The sequence below is a fragment of the Escherichia sp. WS338 genome (genome assembly GCF_046486405.1).
Lineage (GTDB): Bacteria > Pseudomonadota > Gammaproteobacteria > Enterobacterales > Enterobacteriaceae > Escherichia > Escherichia coli.
The window spans coordinates 48,377-56,918 of the sequence record NZ_JBJQLL010000025.1 but is presented as its reverse complement, the minus strand read 5'-3'; the positions used below and the strand labels follow the sequence as shown (position 1 = coordinate 56,918).

At 46.3% G+C, this 8,542-nt stretch carries 12 protein-coding genes, 1 tRNA gene and 1 other RNA gene; 8 read left to right on the top strand and 6 right to left on the bottom strand.

Going from position 1 to position 8,542, the window contains the following annotated elements; translation table 11 throughout:
* Positions 1 to 145: 145 nt before the first annotated feature.
* A non-coding RNA gene (locus ACJHWT_RS19025) (RtT sRNA) lies at positions 146 to 282 on the bottom strand.
* A gap of 44 nt (positions 283 to 326) precedes the next feature.
* A tRNA-Ser gene (locus ACJHWT_RS19020) sits at positions 327 to 414 on the bottom strand.
* 232 nt (positions 415 to 646) lie between these two features.
* On the opposite strand from ACJHWT_RS19020, the gene ghrA reads away from it, so the two are divergent.
* The 4 genes from ghrA to ACJHWT_RS19000 all read left to right on the top strand — a co-directional run bounded on the left by ghrA (position 647) and on the right by ACJHWT_RS19000 (position 3,548).
* The gene (ghrA, locus tag ACJHWT_RS19015) at positions 647 to 1,585 is read left to right on the top strand and encodes a glyoxylate/hydroxypyruvate reductase GhrA (protein ID WP_000351281.1); all 939 of its coding nucleotides are present in this window, start codon (positions 647 to 649) and stop codon (positions 1,583 to 1,585) included.
* A 54-nt stretch (positions 1,586 to 1,639) separates the two neighbouring features.
* On the top strand, positions 1,640 to 2,377 hold the full coding sequence (gene ycdX, locus ACJHWT_RS19010; RefSeq protein ID WP_000283664.1) for a zinc-binding phosphatase: 738 nt from the start codon (positions 1,640 to 1,642) through the stop codon (positions 2,375 to 2,377).
* 23 nt (positions 2,378 to 2,400) lie between these two features.
* Positions 2,401 to 2,955 carry a molecular chaperone YcdY gene (ycdY, locus tag ACJHWT_RS19005; protein WP_001001921.1) on the top strand — a complete coding sequence of 185 codons (555 nt, stop codon included), beginning with the start codon at positions 2,401 to 2,403 and terminating at the stop codon, positions 2,953 to 2,955.
* Between the two features lie 101 nt (positions 2,956 to 3,056).
* Positions 3,057 to 3,548, top strand: a complete 492-nt coding sequence (locus ACJHWT_RS19000) for a DUF1097 domain-containing protein (protein WP_032252724.1) — start codon at positions 3,057 to 3,059, stop codon at positions 3,546 to 3,548.
* A 63-nt stretch (positions 3,549 to 3,611) separates the two neighbouring features.
* On the opposite strand, the gene csgG is transcribed toward ACJHWT_RS19000, so the two are convergent.
* The 4 genes from csgG to csgD are packed head-to-tail and all read right to left on the bottom strand — an operon-like array spanning position 3,612 to position 5,957.
* Positions 3,612 to 4,445 carry a curli production assembly/transport protein CsgG gene (csgG, locus tag ACJHWT_RS18995; protein ID WP_001189321.1) on the bottom strand — a complete coding sequence of 278 codons (834 nt, stop codon included), beginning with the start codon at positions 4,443 to 4,445 and terminating at the stop codon, positions 3,612 to 3,614.
* Positions 4,446 to 4,471: 26 nt separating this feature from the next.
* On the bottom strand, positions 4,472 to 4,888 hold the full coding sequence (csgF, locus tag ACJHWT_RS18990) for a curli production assembly/transport protein CsgF (protein ID WP_001264088.1): 417 nt from the start codon (positions 4,886 to 4,888) through the stop codon (positions 4,472 to 4,474).
* Positions 4,889 to 4,912: 24 nt separating this feature from the next.
* Positions 4,913 to 5,302 (bottom strand): curli production assembly/transport protein CsgE, encoded by a 390-nt coding sequence (csgE, locus tag ACJHWT_RS18985; protein ID WP_000833288.1) that lies wholly within the window; start codon positions 5,300 to 5,302, stop codon positions 4,913 to 4,915.
* 4 nt (positions 5,303 to 5,306) lie between these two features.
* The gene (gene csgD, locus ACJHWT_RS18980; RefSeq protein WP_000481500.1) at positions 5,307 to 5,957 is read right to left on the bottom strand and encodes a biofilm master transcriptional regulator CsgD; all 651 of its coding nucleotides are present in this window, start codon (positions 5,955 to 5,957) and stop codon (positions 5,307 to 5,309) included.
* A gap of 753 nt (positions 5,958 to 6,710) precedes the next feature.
* Here csgD and csgB point away from each other — a divergent pair.
* The 4 genes from csgB to ymdA all read left to right on the top strand — a co-directional run bounded on the left by csgB (position 6,711) and on the right by ymdA (position 8,488).
* Positions 6,711 to 7,166, top strand: a complete 456-nt coding sequence (csgB, locus tag ACJHWT_RS18975) for a curli minor subunit CsgB (protein ID WP_000791650.1) — start codon at positions 6,711 to 6,713, stop codon at positions 7,164 to 7,166.
* Between the two features lie 40 nt (positions 7,167 to 7,206).
* Positions 7,207 to 7,665, top strand: a complete 459-nt coding sequence (csgA, locus tag ACJHWT_RS18970) for a curli major subunit CsgA (RefSeq protein ID WP_000771430.1) — start codon at positions 7,207 to 7,209, stop codon at positions 7,663 to 7,665.
* 58 nt (positions 7,666 to 7,723) lie between these two features.
* Positions 7,724 to 8,056 (top strand): curli assembly chaperone CsgC, encoded by a 333-nt coding sequence (gene csgC, locus ACJHWT_RS18965; protein WP_000992818.1) that lies wholly within the window; start codon positions 7,724 to 7,726, stop codon positions 8,054 to 8,056.
* A gap of 120 nt (positions 8,057 to 8,176) precedes the next feature.
* Complete coding sequence (gene ymdA / locus ACJHWT_RS18960; RefSeq protein ID WP_000489573.1) at positions 8,177 to 8,488, top strand: protein YmdA; 312 nt, start codon at positions 8,177 to 8,179, stop codon at positions 8,486 to 8,488.
* The last annotated feature ends 54 nt before the right edge of the window (positions 8,489 to 8,542 follow it).

Below are 8,542 nucleotides of genomic sequence, written 5' to 3'. Positions count from 1 at the left end.
TGCGGGCAGCCCGCTCACTGCGTTCACGGTCTGTCCAACTGGCTGTCGCCAGTTGTCGAACCCCGGTCGGGGCTTCTCATCCCCCCGGTGTGTGCAATATACGAAAAAAAAAGCCCGTACTTTCGTACGAGCTCTTCTTTAAATATGGCGGTGAGGGGGGGATTGACTCGCTTCGCTCGCCCTGCGGGCAGCCCGCTCACTGCGTTCACGGTCTGTCCAACTGGCTGTCGCCAGTTGTCGAACCCCGGTCGGGGCTTCTCATCCCCCCGGTGTGTGCAATATACGAAAAAAAAGCTCGTACTTTCGTACGAGCTCTTCTTTAAAGATGGCGGTGAGGGGGGGATTCGAACCCCCGATACGTTGCCGTATACACACTTTCCAGGCGTGCTCCTTCAGCCACTCGGACACCTCACCAAATTGTCGTTCCTGTCTTGCTGGAACGGGCGCTAATTTAGGGAAATCATGACCTGAGGTCAACAAACTTTTTTAAAAAATCGCTCGATTATTCAAACTTCAATCAATATGCAGTTTTAATAAGCGAAATTTGCTTTTTTTGCCACCGACCACGGATTTGTTATGCTGGTGGTCTTTGTAGATCATAACGATAAGTGCGAATAAATTTCGCCAACACTCTTCGGGAGTCAGTATGGATATCATCTTTTATCACCCAACGTTCGATACCCAATGGTGGATTGAGGCACTGCACAAAGCTATTCCTCAGACAAGAGTCAGAGCATGGAAAAGCGGAGACAATGAATCAGCCGATTATGCTTTAGTCTGGCATCCTCCTGTTGAAATGCTGGCAGGGCGCGATCTTAAAGCGGTGTTTGCACTTGGGGCAGGTGTTGATTCTATTTTGAGCAAGCTACAGGCTCACCCTGAAATGCTGAAGCCTTCTGTTCCACTTTTTCGCCTGGAAGATACCGGTATGGGCGAGCAAATGCAGGAATATGCTGTCAGTCAGGTGCTGCATTGGTTTCGACGTTTTGACGATTATCGCATCCAGCAAAATAGTTCGCATTGGCAACCGCTTCCTGAATATCATCGGGAAGATTTTACCATCGGCATTTTGGGCGCAGGCGTACTGGGCAGTAAAGTTGCACAGAGTCTGCAAACCTGGCGCTTCCCGCTGCGTTGCTGGAGTCGAACCCGTAAATCGTGGCCTGGCGTGCAAAGTTTTGCCGGACGGGAAGAACTGTCTGCATTTCTGAGCCAATGTCGGGTATTGATTAATTTGTTACCGAATACACCTGAAACCGTCGGCATTATTAATCAACAATTACTCGAAAAATTACCGGATGGCGCGTATCTCCTCAACCTGGCGCGTGGTGTTCATGTCGTGGAAGATGACCTGCTCGCGGCGCTGGATAGCGGCAAAGTTAAAGGCGCAATGCTGGATGTTTTTAATCGTGAACCCTTACCGCCTGAAAGCCCGCTCTGGCAACATCCACGCGTGACGATAACACCACATGTCGCCGCGATTACCCGTCCCGCTGAAGCTGTGGAGTACATTTCTCGCACTATTGCCCAGCTCGAAAAAGGGGAGAGGGTCTGCGGGCAAGTCGACCGCGCACGCGGCTACTAATAAAGCATCAGGTTTCCTGCTATCCTTGGCGGGAATTGAATACAGGAGAGAGTTATGTATCCCGTCGACCTTCATATGCATACCGTTGCCAGCACGCATGCATATAGCACATTGAGTGATTACATTGCCCAGGCCAAACAAAAGGGCATTAAACTTTTTGCGATCACCGATCATGGCCCGGATATGGAAGATGCGCCGCATCACTGGCACTTCATTAACATGCGTATCTGGCCGCGAGTGGTTGATGGGGTAGGGATCCTGCGCGGCATCGAAGCTAACATTAAAAATGTTGATGGTGAAATTGACTGCAGCGGAAAAATGTTTGATTCGCTGGATCTGATTATTGCCGGTTTTCATGAGCCGGTGTTTGCGCCGCATGACAAAGCGACCAATACGCAAGCGATGATCGCCACTATCGCCAGCGGCAATGTGCATATAATAAGCCATCCCGGAAATCCGAAATATGAAATAGATGTTAAAGCCGTTGCTGAAGCAGCCGCGAAACATCAGGTGGCGCTGGAAATCAATAATTCCTCATTTTTACACTCACGTAAGGGCAGTGAAGACAACTGTCGGGCGGTAGCCGCAGCGGTACGTGACGCTGGAGGTTGGGTGGCATTAGGCTCGGATTCTCACACTGCGTTTACCATGGGGGAATTTGAAGAGTGTCTTAAAATCCTCGACGCGGTAGATTTTCCGCCAGAGCGCATTTTGAATGTTTCTCCGCGCCGCTTACTTAACTTCCTTGAATCTCGCGGTATGGCACCGATTGCGGAATTTGCAGACCTTTAATTACTAGTAATGGAAATATATTAATGAATGAGTTTTCTATCCTCTGTCGTGTGCTGGGTTCGCTCTATTACCGCCAACCGCAAGATCCTTTACTGGTGCCGTTGTTTACCCTGATTCGTGAGGGGAAACTGGCTGCGAACTGGCCACTGGAGCAGGATGAGTTACTGACGCGTTTACAGAAAAGCTGTGATATGACGCAAGTCTCTGCCGATTACAATGCGTTGTTTATCGGCGATGAATGTGCTGTGCCGCCATATCGTAGCGCATGGGTTGAGGGCGCGACGGAAGCGGAAGTGCGCGCTTTTCTTTCCGAACGGGGGATGCCATTAGCGGATACGCCAGCCGATCACATCGGCACATTGCTGCTCGCGGCTTCCTGGCTGGAAGATCAGTCAACGGAAGATGAGAGCGAAGCACTGGAAACACTGTTCAGTGAGTATCTGTTACCCTGGTGTGGTGCGTTCCTTGGCAAAGTGGAGGCCCATGCAACCACGCCTTTCTGGCGCACCATGGCACCGCTAACCCGCGATGCCATTAGTGCAATGTGGGACGAGCTGGAAGAAGATTCTGAAGAGTAAATGTGATCTACATCACTCATAACTGCAACAGATAATTTGTTGTTGCATAAAATGTGTGCTCGATCTCATTCATGGCCGCGTTTTCTGCTATCATGCGCGGCATGAACAAACTTCTCTCTATTGCAATCACAACAGGCATTCTCTCCGGTATCTGGGGATGGGTGGCTGTTTCCCTGGGCTTACTAAGCTGGGCGGGCTTCCTGGGCTGTACGGCCTACTTTGCCTGCCCGCAAGGTGGGCTGAAAGGGCTGGCGATCTCCGCTGCAACCCTGCTTAGTGGCGTGGTGTGGGCGATGGTCATTATTTACGGTAGTGCACTGGCACCACATCTGGAAATTCTCGGTTATGTCATAACCGGTATTGTCGCGTTTCTGATGTGTATTCAGGCCAAACAGCTGCTGCTTTCATTTGTTCCGGGAACGTTTATAGGCGCATGCGCGACGTTTGCCGGGCAGGGTGACTGGAAACTGGTGTTACCTTCGCTGGCGCTCGGGTTGATATTTGGTTACGCAATGAAAAACAGCGGCTTGTGGCTGGCGGCGCGTAGTACGAAGACCGCTCACCGTGAGCAGCAAATCAAAAATAAAGCGTGAGGGGCACTCACGCTTTCGCTTAAACAGTAAAATGCCGGATGATAATTCCGGCATTTTTATCTATCAGGATTCCGGTGGAACCGACATATGGCGGTATTTCACCAGAATGTCATTCTGCCGTTCTGCTTTATTTTGCAAATCCCAAAGACCGCGGTCGATACCATCATTAATCAGGAAAATGACGCCTGTTTCGATAGCCGACATCAGGCACAGCATAACGGGTTCGTTCGAGGTGTAACCTACTTCCCCTTCCAGCAAGCGCTGGTAGTCAATAAAGCGGAAGACCCCCGCCTGAACTTCATAGGAAAGTATCGTCTTACTGGTGTTCACCGAGGAGAGGATCTCGCCGGTACTCACATTGACGACGCGCAGGTTCACGGCAATCTGATCAAGCTGGTATTGCGTGTCTGCACCGATCCCAAAATATCTTGCCCCAACCCCGCCCGATTTAACGTTGCTTTCATAACCGATAATTGAACCTTCAACCATGATATTTGCCGCCGTTAAAGATTGCAGCGGGATTCGGTTATTAATGGCAACCGTGCCGTTTTCTTGTGCCGCACGAATAATCTTGCGCTCGTTAAGCAGGTTTTGTAAGCCTTGGCGCTCCAGCGGTATAAACCAGCGAGAATCTTTCAATGCCGTGACCAGCATTGCCGTGGCGCTTTGCGGAACAGCAGTGGAGAAGTTACTTGCCGGGTAGGGTTTAAATTGCCCGGTTTCGTCCTGAATGTTGTATACCGAAACAAAGATCTTACCCGTCGGCGCTGGCAGATGGGTCAAATCTTTGTAGCTCTGAGCACGAGGCATTAATGTCGGTCTGGCGGCTTCTTTAGGCGGGGCGGTTAAGCATCCGCTCAGTAACATGACGGCAACCAAAAGAAATAAGCGCTGCATGATTATTTTCCTTATGAAGCTGGGGCTTAAAAATCGGTTGAGTTATTTTGTAAACCCGAAACCTGGATGGTCGAGGTTTGTCCGGTTTTACGATCTGTCACGTTCAACTGCAATTGACCATCGCGGTTAGCAATATCAACAATATAATCGTTGGTCACCATGCGGCCCGGTTTACCGGTATTAATATTCGACAGTAGCCCACCCAAAATTTGTGACTGGATGGCCTGAGTAAAGTTATCTAACGCCGAGGGCGTTTCAATACCAAAGTCATCGTTATAGCTCGGATCTTTATAAGAGTTTTGGGCCTGAGCGCTATTTAACAAAAAAGCGCCATTATTTGGGTTACCACCAAAGTTTGGATTACGGAACTGGAAAGTCATGGTTCCAGCCCAACTTAATGGCGAAATAAGCATGAGTAGAACTACTGCATGTTTGACACGCATTGCAGCCTCCGAACAATTTATTATTTAAAATTCATCATGCGCCAAATCGCCCGTACTTAATAACGCTTGGTTTATCTGGCGACGATTTAGTGCTTCTTCAGTTTGAATCAGTGCAAAGACGACAGTTTTCTCGAAGTCTCTTTTCAACGGAAATAAAAAAGTCTGGAAAATAACGTCCTGATTCACCGTTATTGTGATCCAGCTTCCCCATCGTGCACTGGGCCTTTCATTAATCGTTAAGTTACCCGTATAGTCACTTTCCCATTTATCACTAAAGGCTCGGTAAAAATCATGGCCAATAGATGAAACAGTATGGTCAGTTAACAATCCCGGGACTTCTACCTCAACGGCGTGAAGATTCCCTGCGGCGAACAGAAATTCTGCCGCCACAATCCAGCGTAAATAACGTTTCATGGCTTTATCGCCTGAGGTTATCGTTTGCCCAGGAAACCGCTTGTGTCCGGTTTTTTACGGCTATCTTCTTGAAAAGATTATAAAGATGCGTTTTAACCGTATTTTCGCTGATGAACAACGAACGAGCGATCTCGTTATTAGACGCGCCGATACGCAGCTTATTCAGGATCTCTTTTTCCCGATGAGTAAGGAGGGCTGATTCCGTGCTGTTATAACGATAGTTACCTGAATGCGTAATCAGGTAACTGGCAAGCTTTTGCGTAAAGTAGCATTCGCCGCGCAGGACGCCTTGCAACCCATTGACAACACGTTCTTGATCCTCCATGGCATAAAAAACGCCGTTGATATGAGGCCAGTTTTCAATGTCGCGGTACGGGTAATCTTCAGGCGTATTTAGCAACAATATTTTGATATTGTTGTTTTTCCTGCTCAAAGTATCCTGCCAATAATGGATAAGCTTTTTATCCGCTTCCATCATATCCAGAAGAATAATAGAGCCTGAAGAGATATCGTCCAGAGAACGTTGAATATTATGTAATTTTCCTGTAATTGCCAGCGATTGCTTAAGGTGCTGCAAGAGAGCTGTCGCCTGCAAAGAAGGTTTAGTGATCAACAATAATGTATGACCATGAATACTATGGACTTCATTAAACATGATGAAACCCCGCTTTTTTTATTGATCGCACACCTGACAGCTGCCTCTAAAATAGAAGCACCAGAAGTACTGACAGATGTTGCACTGCTGTGTGTAGTAATAAATCAGCCCTAAATGGGTAAAATATAAAACTAATGGATTACATCTGATTTCAATCTAGCCATTACAAATCTTAAATCAAGTGTTAAACATGTAACTAAATGTAACTCGTTATATTAAAATGTTAATCTTAAGGTTTTATTAAGTTTAGAAATGATAGAAAAGTTGTACATTTGGTTTTTATTGCACAATTTTAAAAAATCATACAAATGGTGCTAACTTACTAATAATGCATATAAAAAATATTTCGGTGTAGTCCTTTCGTCATGTAAAACGTTCTTGTTTTTTCTCCACACCTCCGTGGACAATTTTTTACTGCAAAAAGACGAGGTTTGTCACGGCTTGTGCGCAAGACATATCGCAGCAATCAGCGACGGGCAAGAAGAATGATTGTCTGGTGATTTTTGATAGCGGAAAACGGAGATTTAAAAGAAAACAAAATATTTTTTGCGTAGATAACAGCGTATTTACGTGAGTTTTAATACTTTGGTATGAACAAAAAAAGAAAAATACAACGCGCGGGTGAGTTATTAAAAATATTTCCGCAGACATACTTTCCATCGTAACGCAGCGTTAACAAAATACAGGTTGCGTTAACAACCAAGTTGAAATGATTTAATTTCTTAAATGTACGACCAGGTCCAGGGTGACAACATGAAAAACAAATTGTTATTTATGATGTTAACAATACTGGGTGCGCCTGGGATTGCAGCCGCAGCAGGTTATGATTTAGCTAATTCAGAATATAACTTCGCGGTAAATGAATTGAGTAAGTCTTCATTTAATCAGGCAGCCATAATTGGTCAAGCTGGGACTAATAATAGTGCTCAGTTACGGCAGGGAGGCTCAAAACTTTTGGCGGTTGTTGCGCAAGAAGGTAGTAGCAACCGGGCAAAGATTGACCAGACAGGAGATTATAACCTTGCATATATTGATCAGGCGGGCAGTGCCAACGATGCCAGTATTTCGCAAGGTGCTTATGGTAATACTGCGATGATTATCCAGAAAGGTTCGGGTAATAAAGCAAATATTACACAGTATGGTACTCAAAAAACGGCAATTGTAGTGCAGAGACAGTCGCAAATGGCTATTCGCGTGACACAACGTTAATTTCCATTCGACTTTTAAATCAATCCGATGGGGGTTTTACATGAAACTTTTAAAAGTAGCAGCAATTGCAGCAATCGTATTCTCCGGTAGCGCTCTGGCAGGTGTTGTTCCTCAGTACGGCGGCGGTGGCGGCAACCACGGTGGTGGCGGTAATAATAGCGGCCCAAATTCAGAGCTGAACATTTACCAGTACGGTGGCGGTAACTCTGCACTTGCTCTGCAAGCTGATGCCCGTAACTCTGACTTGACTATTACCCAACATGGCGGTGGTAATGGTGCAGATGTTGGTCAGGGCTCAGATGACAGCTCAATCGATCTGACCCAACGTGGCTTCGGTAACAGCGCCACTCTTGATCAGTGGAACGGCAAAAATTCTGAAATGACTGTTAAACAGTTCGGTGGTGGCAACGGTGCTGCAGTTGATCAGACTGCATCTAACTCCTCCGTCAACGTGACTCAGGTTGGCTTTGGTAACAACGCGACCGCTCATCAGTACTAATACATCATCTGTATTAAAGAAACAGGGCGCAAGCCCTGTTTTTTTTCGGGAGAAGAATATGAATGCGTTATTACTCCTTGCGGCACTTTCCAGTCAGATAACCTTTAATACGACCCAGCAAGGGGATATGTACACCATTATTCCTGAAGTCACTCTTACTCAATCTTGTCTGTGCAGAGTACAAATTTTGTCCCTGCGCGAAGGCAGTTCAGGGCAAAGTCAGACGAAGCAAGAAAAGACCCTTTCATTGCCTGCTAATCAACCCATTGCTTTGACGAAGTTGAGTTTAAATATTTCCCCGGACGATCGGGTGAAAATAGTTGTTACTGTTTCTGATGGACAGTCACTTCATTTATCACAACAATGGCCGCCCTCTTCAGAAAAGTCTTAATCTATTGAAATATCGAGCATAAGATGAATCTGGAGAGAATGGTCTGCTGCGAATCAGCCAACCTGAAAGTATGGATAACACAACCCTCAAGGATGACTAATCATTGAGGAAATAGAATAAATGTTCAGACCTTTTTTAAACTCTCTTATGCTCGGCAGTTTGTTTTTTCCTTTTATTGCCATTGCAGAAAGCACCGCCCAAGGGGGCGTGATCCATTTTTATGGCCAAATTGTGGAACCGGCATGTGACGTCAGCACCCAGTCATCACCCGTAGAAATGAACTGCCCACAGAATGGTTCTGTTCCGGGCAAAACCTACTCCAGCAAAGCGTTAATGAGCGGCAATGTCAAAAACGCGCAAATAGCCTCAGTAAAAGTGCAGTATCTTGATAAACAGAAAAAGCTGGCTGTAATGAACATCGAATATAACTAAGTTTCTGAACAACTCACGTTGCTGAGCAGAAAAATGCGATTTAACCAAAAAGCC

Excerpts from the sequence above, each read along its gene's own strand:
- ghrA (WP_000351281.1), top strand. The coding sequence starts at position 647 with ATGGATATCATCTTTTATCACCCAACGTTCGATACCCAATGGTGGATT.
- ycdX (WP_000283664.1), top strand. The coding sequence starts at position 1,640 with ATGTATCCCGTCGACCTTCATATGCATACCGTTGCCAGCACGCATGCA.
- ycdY (WP_001001921.1), top strand. The coding sequence starts at position 2,401 with ATGAATGAGTTTTCTATCCTCTGTCGTGTGCTGGGTTCGCTCTATTAC.
- ACJHWT_RS19000 (WP_032252724.1), top strand. The coding sequence starts at position 3,057 with ATGAACAAACTTCTCTCTATTGCAATCACAACAGGCATTCTCTCCGGT.
- csgG (WP_001189321.1), bottom strand. The coding sequence starts at position 4,445 with ATGCAGCGCTTATTTCTTTTGGTTGCCGTCATGTTACTGAGCGGATGC.
- csgF (WP_001264088.1), bottom strand. The coding sequence starts at position 4,888 with ATGCGTGTCAAACATGCAGTAGTTCTACTCATGCTTATTTCGCCATTA.
- csgE (WP_000833288.1), bottom strand. The coding sequence starts at position 5,302 with ATGAAACGTTATTTACGCTGGATTGTGGCGGCAGAATTTCTGTTCGCC.
- csgD (WP_000481500.1), bottom strand. The coding sequence starts at position 5,957 with ATGTTTAATGAAGTCCATAGTATTCATGGTCATACATTATTGTTGATC.
- csgB (WP_000791650.1), top strand. The coding sequence starts at position 6,711 with ATGAAAAACAAATTGTTATTTATGATGTTAACAATACTGGGTGCGCCT.
- csgA (WP_000771430.1), top strand. The coding sequence starts at position 7,207 with ATGAAACTTTTAAAAGTAGCAGCAATTGCAGCAATCGTATTCTCCGGT.
- csgC (WP_000992818.1), top strand. The coding sequence starts at position 7,724 with ATGAATGCGTTATTACTCCTTGCGGCACTTTCCAGTCAGATAACCTTT.
- ymdA (WP_000489573.1), top strand. The coding sequence starts at position 8,177 with ATGTTCAGACCTTTTTTAAACTCTCTTATGCTCGGCAGTTTGTTTTTT.